Here is a 16,460-nt window from a genome sequence, read left to right as displayed (position 1 = left end):
AAATCCCCCTGTTCAAGTTTAATATTTTTCAAGAGTTAGTTCAGTATAATTATTAATTAATAATCCCCCGAGAACAAGAAAAAGTAGTGGAATAGCAAAAACGGATAATACCATCAACATGGTTAAGAGCAAGAACGCAATTAAAAAAAACAATGTAGAAAATGGATTAGCCATTGTTAGTAAAAAAACCCTTTTAATAAGTTCTTTAAATCCCCTATCTTCCTCATATACTGATAAACCCCAGAAATAAAATTGAAACATAGTAAAAAATACTATAATATACATGGTTATAGCTGAAATTATCATGATAAAGATATTATCAGCCCGCTGGCTAAAATAATAGAGATCAAAAAACAAAACAAAATAAATCAGAACAACAAAAAAGAACGACAACAGCCCCCTGGAAAAATATGTTTTAATACCCTGAAAAAATTCACGCAATCTTGTGTCTTCTCTTGCCTTTATTCTTCTTATAATATGTAAAAATGAGAGAATAAAAGGACCTGTTACCAGCAGATAATAAACTGCAGCCAGGTAAAACATCCAGAGTCTTTCAAATGGATAAAGAATTAAAAAAGGCAGGATAAAAATAGTAACCCAGACTAAATTATAGAAAACTAGCTTAAATAAATAATTATATAGCTGTACAAAACTATTCTTAATTGTAGTTAATACTAGCAAAATATAACCTCCTATTCGTTTCACAGCTAATTATACTACATTTTATTTGGACTTGCAATTAAGACTTTACTATATTATCCCAATAATATAAAAAACAAGGACTCCACACTATAAGAGTCCCATAATTATATATATATTGATTTATAATAAAATCATTTACTAAATTTCTCTGTTAATTCATATACTCCATTTTTTATCTCTGCTAATTTACTATCATCATCAATATTTTCAATAGTCTCTGCTATAAATTCAGCAACTAATTTCATCTCAGCTTCTTTCATGCCCCTACTTGTAACAGCAGGTGTTCCCAGCCTGATACCACTGGTTACGAAAGGGCTCCTCTTTTCAAAGGGGATAGTATTTTTATTGGCTGTGATACCGACTTTATCAAGAGCAGTCTCAGCATCTTTACCAGTAATCCCTTTGTTATTCAAGTCAACCAACATTAAATGATTATCAGTCCCTCCAGATACCAACCTGAAACCATAATCCTGCAATTCAGCAGCCAGAACAGCTGCATTGTTAACAATTTGCTGTTGATATTCCTTGAACTCATCTGTTAAAGCCTCTTTAAAAGAAACAGCCTTGGCAGCAATAATATGCATTAAAGGACCACCCTGTAACCCAGGGAAAATAGCCTTATCAATATCTTTAGCATATTTCTCCTTACAAAGTATCATCCCACCACGGGTTCCACGCAGGGTTTTATGGGTTGTAGTTGTCACAAAATCTGCCACTGGTACAGGGTTAGAATGTAAACCAACAGCAACCAGTCCGGCAATATGTGCCATATCAACCATAAATAAAGCCCCTACCTCATCAGCAATCTCCCTAAACTTAATAAAATCTATTTCCCTGGGGTAAGCACTTGCACCTGCCACTATCAAATCCGGTTTGTGTTCCCTGGCCAAGGATGAAACCTGTTCAAAATCTATACGTTCTGCTTTGTTTACACCATAATGAAAGAAATTGAAGTACTTACCAGACATGTTTACTGGACTTCCATGTGTTAAATGGCCACCATGGGTCAAATCCATCGCCAGTATTTTCCCACCCTTTGGTACTACAGCAAAATAAACAGCCTGATTAGCCTGTGAACCAGAATGGGGTTGAACATTTACATGTTCAGCATCAAAAAGTCTTTTTGCCCGCTCAATAGCCAGCTCTTCTACCTGATCAACAACCTCACAACCACCATAATATCGTTTATGTGGATAACCCTCAGCATACTTATTAGTAAGACATGAACCAGCTGCCTCCATAACTGCTTCACTCACAAAATTTTCAGAGGCAATCAATTCAATATTATGCTGCTGCCTTGCTGCCTCTTTTTCAATCAAGTCAGCTATTTCAGGATCAACCTTTTTTACATAATCCACTTAATCATCTCCTTTATAATTATTAGGATTATTACCCTACTTAATAATGTGACAGGCGAACCGTCCCCTTGTCAAATATCTAATTCTTGAATAATTCCCTTTAAAACCCCAGCAGATTTTAATAGTTCTTCCTCCTCTTGAGAACTCAAAGTCAGGTTAAGTACCTTCTCCACCCCTCTACTACCAACTATACTGGGGATACTTAAAACAAGATCATCAATACCATATTCCCCAGTTAATAGGGTTGAAACAGTCAGTATTGTATGTTCATCCCGGAAGATACTTTCTACAATACGAGCTACTGCCAGACCAACTGCATAATAGGTAGCACCTTTTCGATCAATAATCTCATAGGCAGCCTGACGAACCTTTTCACTCATCTTATCCCGAAAATCATGGGTAGCACAATCCTTATCACAGACAATGCAATAATCCTTAAAAGGAACACCTGCTACATTAGTAAGGCTCCAGGCTGCTACCTCATGGTCTCCATGTTCACCAATAATATAAGCGTGAATATTCTTGGGGTTAACACCACAATGGTCACTTAATTGATAACGGAATCGTGAAGTATCAAGTACTGTACCTGAGCCGAGGATCATATTTTGTGGTAAATCTGATAATTTCTGAGTAACATATGTAAGAATATCTACTGGATTTGTAACAACAAGTAGGATTGCTTCTCTGGTATATTTGCTTATATTAGGAATAATCTTTTTAAAAACCTCTGTATTCTTCTTGACCAGGTCAAGCCTGGTCTCACCAGGTTTCTGGTTTACCCCTGCTGATATAATAACAATTCGAGCATCTCTACATTCCTCATACCCACCATGTTTTACTTTAACAGGTTTTACAAAGGCAGCCCCATGGTTAAGGTCCATAGCCTCACCTTCTGCCCGCTCTTTGTTTATATCAACCAGGACAATCTCTGAAGCCAGTCCCCGGTTCATAATAGCATAAGCAGCTGTAGCACCTACCAATCCAGCACCAATAATAACCACTTTATTCTTCAATTGATATCACTCTCCTCTGGCATATTTTAACAAAAATATTTCCAGTATTTTTAAATTATACCTATACCCCTTCACCTATAATCTACCCTTATTAAATAGGAGCATTCATGAGATATCCGGTAAAATTATATATCTGAGTATATTAATCAAGTTTTTGAAAATAAGGAAACCGGACTAATATCCGGTTTTCTCTTAAGATAAGTAGTTATTCTATTATTCCGCACTGATGGCTTCTACAGGACAGACTGCCACACATGCACCACAGTCAATACAGGTATCAGCATCAATATCATACTGAGTATCTCCCTGGCTAATTGCCTCTACAGGGCATTCTGATTCACAGGAACCACAGCTAATACATTCATCAGAAATAACATGAGCCATTATCGGTTCACCTCCCCATATATTGCAATGAATGTTTCCTAATCTCCAAAATTTATTATATACTTACTTAAGTATCTTGTCAACAAGAATAGACATTTTCCCACTTCACATAAGCCCCTTCCAATCCTAAATAGCAAAAATCTCTTTTATAAGGTGTGAAACCCCTGCCTGATAGTGTGGTAGGGTAATACAGTCTGCCTTTTCTTTAACAGCAGCAGGGGCATTTTCCATAGCTACACCCAGACCTGCCCATTCTATCATCTCCAGGTCATTCCAATTATCTCCAACAGCTATCACTTCTGAACGCTCTATTCCCAGCTGACCTGCCAGACGCTCAACTGCTTTACCTTTAGACACACCCCTGGCCATAAATTCGATATAGTAGTCCTTTGATTCTGTTATCTCAATATATTCCCCATATTTTTCTCTAAAATACCTCAGGGCTTTTTCTTTTTTAGTCTGATCCTTTTCAACAATTAAGACCTTGGTCGGCGGCTTAGCAATAAAGTCTGATATCTTACCAACTGTTTCCACCTTAACCCCAGCAGTCCTTTCATAATACTTACTCCTGTCATTTTCTTCAGCAACATAGAGTTGATCATCCTGATATAGATTAATATGTAATCCCTCTTCCTCCATATCTTTAATTATTCTCAGGGCAATCTTATGATCCATCGGCTGATGGTAGATTACCTTATCAAGGGTAACATCCTTGACAAAAGCACCATTGTAAGTAATAACCGGTCCTTTAAGTTCCAGTTCCTTAACATATGGGAGGGCAGAGATAAACATTCTGCCCGTAGCAATAACAACCCTTACCCCTAATTTACTCAATTTTTTAATCGATATTACGTTCTGTTCCGGCAGTCTCTGCTCACTGTCCAACAATGTATCATCTAGATCCAGCACCAGTAATTTATAAGCCATTTATATCAGCTCCAGATTATTAGTATTCTATTTCTTTACCAAAATTATATATTTTAGTATTTACATTGTCAATCAATATCTTAATTTTTACGGTCTAGTATTTTCCTTAAGGTAATCAAAAATAACCCGGGCTGTCTTGGAACTGACACCATCTACTGCCTTTAACTGCCCGATAGAAGCCTCCCTGATCTCAGCCAGGGAACCGAAATGCCTTAGTAAGGCATCACGCCTTTTAGGCCCTATACCAGGTATATCATCCAACATTGTATGTGTTAAACGCCGGGAACGTAATTTCCGGTGATAACTGACGGCAAACCTGTGGGCCTCATCCCTGACCCGTTGAATCAAATGGAGAGCAGCTGAATTCCGGGGGATGATAATTGATTCACTCTGACCAGGTAAAAAGACCTCTTCTTCTTTTTTGGCCAGGCCGATAATTTCCTGCTCAGCAAGCCCTATTTTACATAAGATATCATAGGCTGCACTGAGCTGCCCCTTACCACCATCTATTAAAATCAGATCTGGCAGAGATTTATCTTCACTTAAGAGGCGGCTGTAACGCCGCTCAATAACCTCCTGCATCATAGCAAAATCATCAGGGCCCTCAATGGTCTTGATTTTAAAACGCCGATAGTCTTTTTTAGAAGAATACCCCCCTTTAAAAACAACCATTGAAGCCACCGGGTCAGTCCCCTGAATATTGGAAATATCAAAACCCTCAATATGGTCAGGCGGCTTAGCAAGGCCCAGGTGCTGCTGCAGTATTTTAACAGCCTCTGTGGTTCTTTCCCGCTGATACTTCAACCTGATCAATTCCTTTTTGAGGTTTTCAACGGCATTGTCTGCTGCCATCTCAACCAGCCGCTTCTTCTCACCCCGTTCAGGGCTATATATCCTTATCTTTTTCCCTTTCTTTCCACTTAACCATTCTTTTAATAAATCAAGTTGCCCGATCATGGTACCCAGTAGTATCTCATCAGGCAGACTGATAGCCTGGTCATAGTGCTGCTGGAGAAATGACCCCATTATCTCCCGGTCACTATCTCCCTGGGAACCTTCCATTATAAAGTAGTCCTGACCAATTAGACGCCCGTTACGGATAAACAACACCTGAATACAGGCCCAATCTTCTTCATTCCTGGCCAGAGCCACAACATCCTGATTAAGGTTCTTACCAGACATAACCTTCTGCTGAGCCGTTATCTTCTCCAAGGCCTTAATCGTATCACGGTAATGGGCAGCTTTTTCAAAGTCCTTCCTCTCTGAAGCCTGATACATCATTTCCTCTGCCCGTTTTATCAACTCACCCTGCTGACCGGAAAGGAAAAGACAGACCCGATCAATCAACTGGCGGTATGACTCTACATCAATCTCACCTGTACAGGGTGCCAGACACTTCCCAATGTAGTAATTCAAACAAGGCCTTTCTTCAGGTTTATCAGCCTGCAAATCCTTCCTACAGGTTCTCAAAGCAAAGAGTTCCTGCAAAAGACCCAGTGTTTTATGAATAATATTTACATCAGCAAAAGGTCCAAAATAACGGGCACCATCATTTTTTACAATCCTGGTCTTGAAAATACGGGGAAAATCCTCATTAATACTCACCTTAATATAGGGGTATGTTTTATCATCCTTCAACCTGATATTAAACCTGGGCTGGTGTTTCTTAATCAAATTAGCCTCCAGGATATAGGCCTCTACCTCAGTATCGGTTACAATATAATCAAAATCAGCAATCTCTTCAATCAAGACCTTGGTCTTGTAGGTATGATTACCCCTCCGGAAATACGACCTGACCCGTTTCCGCAGTGATTTAGCCTTGCCCACATAGATAATCTCACCCAATTCATCTTTCATCAAATAGGTACCCGGTCTATCTGGTAAACCCTTTAACTGTTCTTCTAATTGTTCATTCATATTTATCACCATCTACTATAACTAGCTATTGACAATAACCTTTTCTTTATCTGGAAACAGAACCTTCTGGAGGAAGTGACCGGTATATGATTCCTTAACCCGGGCTACCTCTTCAGGACTGCCACAAGCGATCACTTCACCACCGCGGTCACCACCCTCTGGGCCCAGGTCAATAATATAATCAGCGGCTTTAATTACGTCAAGATTATGCTCGATTACTATTACTGAATTACCACCTTCCCTGAGCCTATGCAATACCTCAAGGAGTTTTTTTACATCAGCAAAGTGAAGGCCGGTTGTGGGTTCATCCAGTATATAGAGTGTTTTACCAGTACTCCGCTTGCCCAGTTCAGTAGCAATCTTAATCCGCTGGGCCTCACCACCGGAGAGTGTCGTTGCCGGCTGTCCCAATCGAATATAACTTAGACCAACATCACTGATAGTCTGCAGCCGGCGTTTAAGTGGCTCTATATTCTCAAAAAACTCCAGGGCCTCTTCCACTGTCATAGCCAGTATATCAGCAATGGTCTTGCCTTTATATTTAATCTCCAGAGTCTCACGGTTATAACGTTTTCCTCCGCAGACCTCACAGGGGACATAGACATCTGGAAGGAAATGCATCTCTATTTGAATAATTCCATCCCCTTTACAGGCCTCACAGCGCCCCCCCTTAACATTAAAACTAAACCTGCCTTTTTTATAACCCCTGCTCCGTGCTTCCTGGGTCTGGGCAAAAATCTTCCTAATATAGTCAAAGACCTTTGTATAGGTGGCCGGGTTAGAACGAGGTGTCCTCCCGATAGGGGACTGGTCAATATTTATTACCTTATCCAGGTATTCCAGACCCTCAATACTATCATGTTTACCAGGACGCGGTGTTGAATCATAGAAATGCTGCATCAACCTGCGTTTTAAGGTATTATTAATCAAGGTACTCTTACCAGAACCAGAAACCCCTGTCACACAGGTCAGAGTACCCAGAGGAATCTTCACATCTATCCCCTTCAAATTATGCTGACTGGCCCCTTTTATTTCCAGGTACTTCCCATTAGGCTGATATCTTTCTTCCGGTATGGGAATTTCATCCCTACCGGATAAAAACCTGGCTGTCAAGGAACCTTTATTAGCAAGAATATCATCTAAAGAACCTTCAGCCACAATCTCTCCACCATGTTTACCTGCCCCAGGACCAACATCTATAATGTGGTCAGCAGAACGGATGGTATCTTCATCATGTTCCACAACTATTACCGTATTACCCACATCACGGATATGCTGTAAAGTATTTATCAAACGGTTATTATCCCGCTGATGGAGGCCAATACTTGGTTCATCAAGTATATACAGGACACCAACCAGACCAGAACCAATCTGGGTTGCTAATCTGATCCGCTGGGCCTCACCACCAGAGAGTGTTCCAGCTGCCCTATCTAAGGTCAGGTAATCAAGCCCTACATTAATTAAGAATTTCAAACGGTCTTTTATCTCTTTAAGGATTTCCTGGGCAATATAACTAGACCTTTGATCTAAGTCAATTTCATCAAGAAAGTTATAGGCCTCCTTGATATTAAAACTGGTAAAACTAGCAATGGAGATACCGCCTACCGTTACCGCCAGGACCTCCGGTTTTAACCTCTTTCCCTGACAGACATTACAGGGCCTATCATTCATAAAAGACTCCATTTTTTGGTGAATATAATTAGAATCTGTTTCACTAAAACGCCGTTTTAAATTACTAATAATCCCTTCAAAAACCGTATCATGCTGCCTTGTCCTCCCATAACGGTTGGTATATGGGAAAGACAGCACTTGATCTGACCCATAGAGAATCACCTCAATTATCTCCTCAGCCAGTTCACCTAATGGTGCACTTAAACTAAAACCATATTCCTTAGCCAGGGCCTTAAGGAGCTGTGGATAATACCTACTGGAGGAATTCTTCCAGGGTATAATACCACCATCATTAATCGGTCTATCCCAGTCAAGAATAAGGTCAGGGTCAAATTCCTTCTTAATCCCTAAACCATCGCAATTTGGGCAGGCCCCATAAGGGCTGTTAAAAGAAAAAGCCCGGGGTGATAACTCCTCAAGACTAATACCACAATCAGGACAGGCAAATTTCTCACTGAAACTTAATTCCTCACCATCAATTACATCAACAATTATCAGACCATCACCCTTTTCCAGGGCTGTTTCAACAGAGTCAGCTAACCTTTCTCTAATACCAGCTTTAATCACAATCCTGTCCACAATAATCTCAATATCATGTTTAAAATTCTTATCTAAATCAATTTCTTCTTCACCAAGCATCATAGTTTCACCATCAACCCTGGCCCTGACAAAACCATCACGCAGAGCCCTGGTAAGGACCTTCTGGTGTTCTCCCTTCCTTCCCCTGACTACAGGTGCCAGGATTTGAATCCTGGTCTTTTCAGACAGGTCAAGGAGTTGATCAACTATTTCATCCACTGTCTGTGATGATATCTCCTGACCACATTCAGGACAGTGGGGTATACCAATCCTGGCATATAATAAACGGAGGTAATCATATATCTCAGTTACCGTTCCCACTGTTGAACGGGGATTTTTACTGGTAGTCTTCTGGTCAATAGAGATGGCCGGGGACAGGCCCTCTATATACTCTACCCGGGGTTTTTCCATCTGTCCCAGGAACTGTCTAGCATAAGCTGATAGTGATTCCACATAACGCCTCTGACCCTCTGCATAGATAGTATCAAAAGCTAGAGAAGACTTACCTGAACCACTCAAACCTGTAATAACCACCAGCTTATCTCTGGGAATCTCCAGGTTTATATTCTTAAGATTATGTTCCCTGGCCCCTTTAATAATAATTTTATCTCTAGCCATAAAATCACTTCCTTATCTACATATCAATCATTTTTTCTTCTTTTTATTTCCCAATTCCTCTTCATATTCCTTAATCTCATCACGAATCTGGGCAGCCAGTTCAAACTCAAGATTATCAGCCGCTTCCTTCATCTCATTTTCCAGGTCAATAATTAAATGCCTGATCTCATTTGCCGAGAGCTCTGCTTTATCTTCATCATATTTTGTATTATAAGTATCTTTCTTCTCTTCACTGACAACCATGTCAACAGGGCGCAGTACCTCCCTGACCGGTTTAACAATTGTTTCAGGTTTAATTCCATTCTTTCTGTTAAATTCCTCTTGAATCTCCCGCCTCCTATTTGTCTCTTCAATAGCCCTGGCCATTGAACCAGTAATAGTATCAGCATACATGATTACCTTTCCCTGTACATTACGGGCCGCCCGGCCGATAGTCTGGATTAAAGAACGTTCAGAACGGAGGAACCCTTCCTTATCTGCATCCAGAATAGACACCAGGGACACCTCAGGCAAATCCAGCCCTTCCCGCAAGAGGTTAATACCTACCAGGACATCAAATTTACCAAGCCGTAAGTCCCTGATTATCTCCGAACGCTCAATGGTATCTATATCAGAGTGGAGGTAGCGGACTTTAACTCCGGCACCAGCCAGAAATTCAGTTAAATCCTCAGACATCCGTTTAGTTAAAGTAGTAACCAGTACCCGTTCATTCCTCTCAATAACTATCTTTATCTCACTAAGGAGGTCATCTATCTGGCCCTCTATAGGACGAACCTCTACTTCAGGGTCAAGCAAACCAGTTGGTCGAATTATCTGTTCAACAACCTGCTGGCTGTGTTCCTGCTCATAAGGTCCGGGGGTAGCGGAGACATAAATAGCCTGGGGAACCAGTTTTTCAAATTCCTTAAAATTCAAGGGCCGATTATCAAGGGCTGAAGGGAGGCGAAAACCATATTCTACCAGTTTTTCTTTCCTGGACCTGTCCCCAGCATACATACCACCAATCTGAGGTATGGTCATATGGGACTCATCTATCATTACTAGAAAATCGTTCTCCGGAAAATAATCCAGTAATGTATCAGGTCTGGAACCTGCCGGTCGACCTGCCAGATGGCGTGAATAATTCTCTATCCCCGAACAAAAACCCATCTGACTCAGCATTTCCAGGTCATAACTTGTCCTCTGTTTAAGCCGCTGGCCTTCAACCATTTTATTATCCTTTTCCAGTTCATTTAATCTCTCTTCCAGTTCTTTGCTGATAGTCCTTACTGCCTTTTTTATCTTATCCTCAGGGGTAACAAAATGACTGGCCGGGTAGATAGTTACCTCCTGATACTCACCCAGCACCTCACCTGTCAGAGTATCTATTTTAGTAATACGATCTATTTCATCACCAAATAATTCTATCCTAATTGCCAGGTCATCATAGGCAGGAAAAACCTCAATTACATCACCCTTTACCCTGAAATGACCTCTACTAAGGTCAAGGTCATTCCGGCTGTACTGCATCACTGCCAGGTCTCTCAATATCTCTTTCCTATCTTTAAGATGCCCCACCTTAAGAGTACAGGATAGGTCCAGGTAATCAGCTGGATTACCAAGACCATATATACAGGAAACACTGGCCACTATCAAAACATCCCGGCGCTCAAAGAGTGAACTGGTCGCCGACAAACGCAGTTTATCGATATCCTCATTAACAGATGAATCCTTCTCAATATAGGTATCAGTCTGTGGCACATAGGCCTCTGGTTGGTAATAATCATAATAACTGACAAAATAACCGACTGTATTTTCCGGAAAAAATTCCTTAAATTCGCTTGTCAGCTGAGCAGCCAGGGTCTTATTATGGGCAATAACCAAGGTAGGCTTATTTACCTTCTCTATTACAGCAGCCATGGCATAGGTCTTACCTGTGCCTGTAGCCCCCAGTAGCGTCTGATGCCGGTAACCCTTTTTAATCCCTTCAACCAACTTATTAATCGCCTGAGGCTGATCCCCTTTAGCCTCATATGGTGAATGTAAGACAAAATCTTTAGCCTGCATAAAACCACCTTCCAGTTAGAACAAATAGGTGAATGTATGTTCTTTCACCATATTATAACATCTAATTATAAATTTTTAAAGCCTTATTTTTAAAACATATTTTCAATAATTCAGCTAAACCCATCAACCCCAATTACATAGACAAATATATAAACCCCAGATTTATCTGCAAATCTGGGGTTTTATTTATTATGATACCTTATCTATTATTTTAAATACAATATTACAGCTAAATAAACTTCACCTTACCATTATTAATCTCAACCTTCTTCTTCCCAAAGCCTATTTCACTATCAGTTTTGGCGCACACTTAAAAAAAATATCTCTTTTTAATATTACTAAGATTTATCTGCTGCATCTGCCAATCTAGTGGATTTTTCTCTATCCTTAGCCAGCTCTTCAATACTCTTGACTTTTAATCTAGCAGCACCTTCATAACCATCCTTAGTCGATATTAAACTACCTTTACTTAAATTCTTTTCAGCTTTTTTTATATCAACTTGATACTGGGGGAGCCATTCAGCCTGAGCAATCAGCATTTCATCAGTCATCTGCCATATCTCAGGTGGATTACATACTGCACCTACCAGTGGGTCCATCATCATGGCCTGTTTCAACAAATCCATATCACCATGTACTGCTGCTTCTACAGCTATCCTCTGCACACTTATACTGGAATTGCAGACAGCAGCACATCCCAGTGGGAGTTCACCAACAAATGGAATATTTATGCCATTAGCATCTACATAACCAGGAACCTCTACAACTGCATCATCAGGGAGATTACTAATCACCTCATTGTTTATCACATTGAAATGTCCACGGTAAACTCTACCAGTTTCTAAGCCCTCAATAATATAAGACCCATGTTCCTGACTCCTTTCAACAGGGTCAAATCTCTTTGCCGGTTCTTTTAACCAATTGGGAAAATCAGTTTCAAACCAGTTACGGCTTTCCGTACATACCCTTAAATAACCCCCTGTTTCACCATGTATCCAGGAATCTCCTACATGGATCCAGTCATTGATTTCTTCAGGGCGTTTTCTATACCAGGGCAGGTATTCACTCAGGTGTCCATTTGATTCAGTACTGAAATAACCGAATCTTTTCAACATATCAATTCTAACCTTTTCAGTCTTGCTGTATTCAGGGTGTTTTTCCATCACTTCCAGCAAATCACCTGTCAGATCTTTGCCTTCGTGTTTTATTTGAATATACCAGGTTTGGTGATTAATACCTGCACAAATTATATCAACTTCCTCCTGTTTCAAACCGAAGGCATCAGCAATCATTTGATGACCGTGTTGAACACCATGACACAAACCAATTGTATTTACCCTACCATACTTATTAGCAGCCCAGGTAATCATCGCATTCGGATTAGCATAATTTAATAATATGGCATCAGGGGCACTTACTTCCCTGATATCCTTACAAAAATCCAAGATTGCTGGGATACCCCGCTGGGCATACATTATTCCCCCGGCACATAGTGTATCACCGACACATTGGTCCACACCATATTTTAAGGGTATTTCCACATCCATTTTAAAGGCATCCAGACCACCTATTCTTACTACATTCAAGACATATTTAGCATCTTTTAATGCCTCTCTCCTGTCCGTAGTAGCATGAACCTTTATACTTAAACCATTTTCATCAATATCCCTCTGTACCAGTTGTGTAACCATCTTCAAATTTTGTGGATTTATATCAGTAAAGGATATTTCAATATTTTTAAATTCATCTATAGATAAAATATCTTTAACTAATCTTCTAGTAAAACCGATACTACCTGCACCAATAAATGCAATTTTAAATGCCATAATAAACACCTCTTCTTAAAAAATTATTTTATTTTCGCTACTGATTCCCTTTCAACTAATTCTGCTGATACCATTATTTTTAAAGGAAAACCAGGGTTTTGATCATTAATTTGATCTAATAATAATTTTACAGCTAATTTTCCTATTTCTCTTTTTGGCACGTGAAAGGTAGTTAAAGGAGGATTACTATATTTGGACATTTCAATATTATCATAAGATATTACTGAAATATCATCAGGCACTGTTAAGCCAGATTGCTGTATAGCTCTAAAAACTCCAATAGCCATAAGATCACTGGCAGTATATACAGCAGTAGGTATTTTTTCAGCCTTTATAATCTCCATCATTTGCAGATAACCACCTTCCAGACTCCAGTCACCATTTCTTACCCACTGTTCATTTATAATGAGATTTTTTTCATCCATAGCCTTCTTATAACCAAGATAACGATGTGATTTTTTCATACCTTGACCACCTACAAACCCACCCCCTATATAAGCAATCTCTTCGTGTCCATGTTCTATCAAATATCGGACAGCATTATAGGCCGCTTTTTTCTTTTCGATCAAGATGAGATCATTATTAAAATTATCACTGACAAAATCAATAGATACTATATTTTTATAGTTTTCATTAATTTGTTCAGCAAATTCTTCATCTATAAAATTAGCAATTAGGATTAAACCATCTACATCATCATTAATTATCTGATGGCGTACAGATTCTTTTTTTATATCACTTTCTACAAAAGAAAAGCCCACAGAATATCCCTGAGATTTTATCTCAGTTTCAATTGCATCCAGTAAAACAGAAAAGTATGGATGATTAAATATATTTGAGGTATTATTTAATATGTAGCCGATTTTTTTAGAACTTCTTTTGCTGCTACCGTTATATTTGCTATAACCCATATCTTTAACCAACTGCCATACTAATTTCTTTGTCTCTTCATTCACAGGTGTTTCCTGATCATCATTTATTACTCTGGATACAGTTGAGATAGATACTCCTGCTTTTTCTGCTATATCTCTTAATGTTACCTTCATTACAAAACCTCCTCAATAAATATTACAAATATTATACCATATATAACAAATAGGATTCAAAGATGGCTTATTTAGCTAATTCTATAATTATTATTAGTTAGTCTATTAATTATACTGACTCTATTTTCCACAATTTACTTTTAAAATCACCGTTACTTATTTCATCTATATTTAGACCTATAAACATTAACTCATCTCCACCATAAACCTTCTTACCCCCATTAACCCTATATTCTTTTTCTACATCAAGTCCATTTAATTTCAAATATTTAAAACCTGAATTAGCTTCAGCAAGCACTCTATAATAAGCTATTACAGCCTCTCTTCTATCTTCAGCAACTACCATCCAGGCAGTCTCATTTCCTTCAAACGGGCTTATTAATCTATAAAACAGGCCTTTTTGAATAAGTTCTCTTATCTGCTTATATTCATTTATCTGTTTTCTAATCATATCTTTTTCACTTTGAGGTAGTGCAATAATATCCATCTCATATCCAAAGTTTCCAAAACTAGCTACATCCCCTCTCATTTTCAATGATGTAATTCTACCCACCTGATGATTGGGGGCTGCAGATACATGGGCACCCATAGAATTAATAGGATATACTATACTTGTGCCATACTGAATTTTTAAGCGTTCAACAGCATCTGTATTATCACTGGTCCAGGTCTGTGGCATATAGTAAAGCATACCGGGGTCAAATCTACCACCACCACCAGAACAACTTTCAAAGAGTATATCTGGAAATCTACTGATTATCTCCTCCAGAACATAATATAATCCTAGAATATATCGATGGGCTGTCTCCCTCTGCCTATCTGCTGGTAATTCAGTAGACCCTATTTCTGTCATATGTCGATTCATATCCCATTTCACATAAGAAATAGATGCATTACTTAATACATTGGATAATTGTTCAATAATATAATCACATACTTCTTTTCTTGAGAAATCGAGTATAAGTTGATTTCTCGATAATGATCTTTCTCTATCGGAAACGTGTAAACACCAATCAGGGTGCTTTTCATATAACTCACTTACTGGTGATACCATCTCTGGTTCAAACCATAGTCCAAACTTAAGGCCTATATTATTAATTTCTTTTGCTAATTTTTTTAAGCCATCGGGAAGTTTTTCTTCATTTACATACCAGTCCCCTAAAGAAGAGGTATCATCATTTCTTTTTCCAAACCAACCATCATCTAAAACAAATAATTCAATTCCAAGCTCTTTTGCATTTCTCACCAGTTCAAGTAGTTTATCTGTATCAAAATCAAAGTAGGTGGCTTCCCAATTATTTATAAGAATTGGCCTGATTTTATCTCTATGCTGCCCACGAACAAGTCTTTTACGATAGAGATTATGATAAACCTGAGACATTTTATTTATTCCTGAATCCGAATAAACCATAACAACTTCCGGTGTTTGAAATGACTGACCGGGCTCTATCTTCCAGCTAAAGTCAAAAGAATTTATACCCATATTAACCCTGGTTTGCTGAAAATGATTGACCTCTACTTCTGCCAGAAAATTACCGCTATAAATCAGACTGAACCCATAAACATTTCCATGATACTCACTAGCATTCTCATCCATAAGTGCTACAAAAGGGTTCTGCTGGTGACTACTTGCCCCACGTTTACTATCAATTGTGAGTGTGCCCTGTTCAGTCTTCCTACGAATTATTTGTCTCTCCCTTGCCCAGGCCCCTGAGAGTTGTAGAATTTCATAATTATCACCCGGAAAATCTAGATTCATACTTAAGGTCCTTAATAAGCTCAAATTACATTGACCAATATTTTCAAAACGAACTGATCTTGTAATAACAGGAAAATCTTTAAATGCAGTGTAAGATAGGATAACTTTCATATTGATTACTTCATCCAACATTTCAATATATAATGTTTGAGCCTCATCTTTATTCTCAATGTATGTTGCAGGTAGACCTGCTAGCTTATCTTTCCCATGCTTTATACTATGTGATAGATATTTTAAATTAGTAATTGTTGAACCATTCTCCAATTGTACCTGATAAGCGGGATTACGAAAATCAGTTTTACCATATGCAGGGTATTCCTGCGGAATATAATCCAGGGAAAGAGCTGGATTATTTTGAAGATATGGTTGGAACGCCCTGGGTTGGTCAGGAATTAATCTTTCGGGTCTTCTTAATATTTTTATCTGTTTTCCCCAGTAAAGATGTGCAAGTTGACCATTATTCATTATTTTCATAACATAACTACTGTCTTTTGCTTTTAAGTGAAATGTTTTATTATCTGCATCATATCTAATACTCATAAATTCACCTCCGATATTTGCTAAATTCCTTAAGAACAAATCGGCTTAAAGGAACCCCCTACTGTAACCTGAAT

General features: G+C 38.7%; 11 protein-coding genes. All 11 read right to left on the bottom strand.

The window, feature by feature from the left end; translation table 11 throughout:
* Positions 1 to 18: 18 nt before the first annotated feature.
* The 11 genes from GM661_RS03095 to GM661_RS03045 all read right to left on the bottom strand — a co-directional run bounded on the left by GM661_RS03095 (position 19) and on the right by GM661_RS03045 (position 16,386).
* Positions 19 to 681, bottom strand: a complete 663-nt coding sequence (locus tag GM661_RS03095) for a hypothetical protein (RefSeq protein WP_230868697.1) — start codon at positions 679 to 681, stop codon at positions 19 to 21.
* A 152-nt stretch (positions 682 to 833) separates the two neighbouring features.
* On the bottom strand, positions 834 to 2,060 hold the full coding sequence (locus GM661_RS03090; RefSeq protein ID WP_230868696.1) for a serine hydroxymethyltransferase: 1,227 nt from the start codon (positions 2,058 to 2,060) through the stop codon (positions 834 to 836).
* 71 nt (positions 2,061 to 2,131) lie between these two features.
* Positions 2,132 to 3,073, bottom strand: a complete 942-nt coding sequence (locus GM661_RS03085; RefSeq protein WP_125988109.1) for an L-lactate dehydrogenase — start codon at positions 3,071 to 3,073, stop codon at positions 2,132 to 2,134.
* 213 nt (positions 3,074 to 3,286) lie between these two features.
* Positions 3,287 to 3,457 (bottom strand): DUF362 domain-containing protein, encoded by a 171-nt coding sequence (locus tag GM661_RS03080; RefSeq protein WP_125988107.1) that lies wholly within the window; start codon positions 3,455 to 3,457, stop codon positions 3,287 to 3,289.
* Positions 3,458 to 3,583: 126 nt separating this feature from the next.
* On the bottom strand, positions 3,584 to 4,384 hold the full coding sequence (locus GM661_RS03075) for a Cof-type HAD-IIB family hydrolase (protein WP_230868695.1): 801 nt from the start codon (positions 4,382 to 4,384) through the stop codon (positions 3,584 to 3,586).
* Positions 4,385 to 4,471: 87 nt separating this feature from the next.
* The gene (uvrC, locus tag GM661_RS03070; RefSeq protein ID WP_230868694.1) at positions 4,472 to 6,301 is read right to left on the bottom strand and encodes an excinuclease ABC subunit UvrC; all 1,830 of its coding nucleotides are present in this window, start codon (positions 6,299 to 6,301) and stop codon (positions 4,472 to 4,474) included.
* A 21-nt stretch (positions 6,302 to 6,322) separates the two neighbouring features.
* The gene (gene uvrA, locus GM661_RS03065) at positions 6,323 to 9,169 is read right to left on the bottom strand and encodes an excinuclease ABC subunit UvrA (RefSeq protein WP_230868693.1); all 2,847 of its coding nucleotides are present in this window, start codon (positions 9,167 to 9,169) and stop codon (positions 6,323 to 6,325) included.
* 27 nt (positions 9,170 to 9,196) lie between these two features.
* Positions 9,197 to 11,215 carry an excinuclease ABC subunit UvrB gene (gene uvrB, locus GM661_RS03060; protein WP_230868692.1) on the bottom strand — a complete coding sequence of 673 codons (2,019 nt, stop codon included), beginning with the start codon at positions 11,213 to 11,215 and terminating at the stop codon, positions 9,197 to 9,199.
* A gap of 338 nt (positions 11,216 to 11,553) precedes the next feature.
* Entirely contained in the window at positions 11,554 to 13,041 is a 1,488-nt protein-coding gene (gene melA / locus GM661_RS03055; protein ID WP_230868691.1) for an alpha-glucosidase/alpha-galactosidase, read from the bottom strand.
* A 23-nt stretch (positions 13,042 to 13,064) separates the two neighbouring features.
* Positions 13,065 to 14,087 carry a LacI family DNA-binding transcriptional regulator gene (locus tag GM661_RS03050; protein ID WP_230868690.1) on the bottom strand — a complete coding sequence of 341 codons (1,023 nt, stop codon included), beginning with the start codon at positions 14,085 to 14,087 and terminating at the stop codon, positions 13,065 to 13,067.
* A 109-nt stretch (positions 14,088 to 14,196) separates the two neighbouring features.
* A complete protein-coding gene (locus GM661_RS03045; protein ID WP_230868689.1) occupies positions 14,197 to 16,386 on the bottom strand; it encodes an alpha-galactosidase in 2,190 nt (729 codons plus the stop codon).
* Between the last annotated feature and the right edge of the window lie 74 nt (positions 16,387 to 16,460).

The sequence above is a fragment of the Iocasia fonsfrigidae genome, from assembly GCF_017751145.1.
Lineage (GTDB): Bacteria > Bacillota > Halanaerobiia > Halanaerobiales > DTU029 > Iocasia > Iocasia fonsfrigidae.
Note: the sequence above shows the minus strand (reverse complement) of the source record. Positions and strands in the feature narration are given on the sequence as shown.

Coding starts and splice junctions, on each gene's coding strand:
- uvrA (WP_230868693.1), bottom strand. CDS start 9,169: ATGGCTAGAGATAAAATTATTATTAAAGGGGCCAGGGAACATAATCTT.
- uvrB (WP_230868692.1), bottom strand. CDS start 11,215: ATGCAGGCTAAAGATTTTGTCTTACATTCACCATATGAGGCTAAAGGG.
- uvrC (WP_230868694.1), bottom strand. CDS start 6,301: ATGAATGAACAATTAGAAGAACAGTTAAAGGGTTTACCAGATAGACCG.
- GM661_RS03075 (WP_230868695.1), bottom strand. CDS start 4,384: ATGGCTTATAAATTACTGGTGCTGGATCTAGATGATACATTGTTGGAC.
- melA (WP_230868691.1), bottom strand. CDS start 13,041: ATGGCATTTAAAATTGCATTTATTGGTGCAGGTAGTATCGGTTTTACT.
- GM661_RS03080 (WP_125988107.1), bottom strand. CDS start 3,457: ATGGCTCATGTTATTTCTGATGAATGTATTAGCTGTGGTTCCTGTGAA.
- GM661_RS03045 (WP_230868689.1), bottom strand. CDS start 16,386: ATGAGTATTAGATATGATGCAGATAATAAAACATTTCACTTAAAAGCA.
- GM661_RS03050 (WP_230868690.1), bottom strand. CDS start 14,087: ATGAAGGTAACATTAAGAGATATAGCAGAAAAAGCAGGAGTATCTATC.